General features: G+C 42.9%; 1 protein-coding gene. It reads left to right on the top strand.

The window, feature by feature from the left end; genetic code table 11:
- Positions 1 to 501 (top strand): TonB-dependent receptor domain-containing protein (locus tag K5Q92_RS23980; protein ID WP_220771275.1); only part of this gene is annotated, 501 nt, incomplete at both ends.

Genomic DNA, 501 nt, shown 5'->3' with positions numbered 1-501 from the left:
AACCACCCAGGAAGCAATGCGGGTAACCCTGATCTAAAAGCTGAAACTTCAAACGATTACACTGTTGGTGCGGTTTATACGCCTAGTTATCTAGACGGTTTCTCAATCACAGTCGATTACTGGGCATTTGAAATTGATGATGCGATTAACTACATAGGTGTTGATACAGCAGTTCGCTACTGTTACGACTCAGAGTCATTAGATAACATCTATTGTGATCTATTCACTCGTGATGCAACGACGGGTGATATCATTGACTTCGTACAGAGCCCAGTTAACTCTGCATCGTTTAACGTAAAAGGTCTGGATATTGAAGGTCAGTACGACATTCCTACAGATAGCTTTGGTGATTTCCGCATTCACGTGATTGCGACTTACCTAGAGCAGTGGGAATATAACCCAACAGGATTTGAAGAAGACTTACAAGTCGATGTGGGTGAATACACAGATCCACGTTGGAAGGCGATGTTCAGCCTAGGTTGGAAGTATGATGCACTAAGT

It is taken from the genome of Shewanella sp. MBTL60-007 (genome assembly GCF_019654915.1).
Classification (GTDB): domain Bacteria; phylum Pseudomonadota; class Gammaproteobacteria; order Enterobacterales; family Shewanellaceae; genus Shewanella.
The sequence above is the reverse complement of the archived record's forward strand: the minus strand, read 5'-3'. Positions and strand labels throughout refer to the sequence as shown.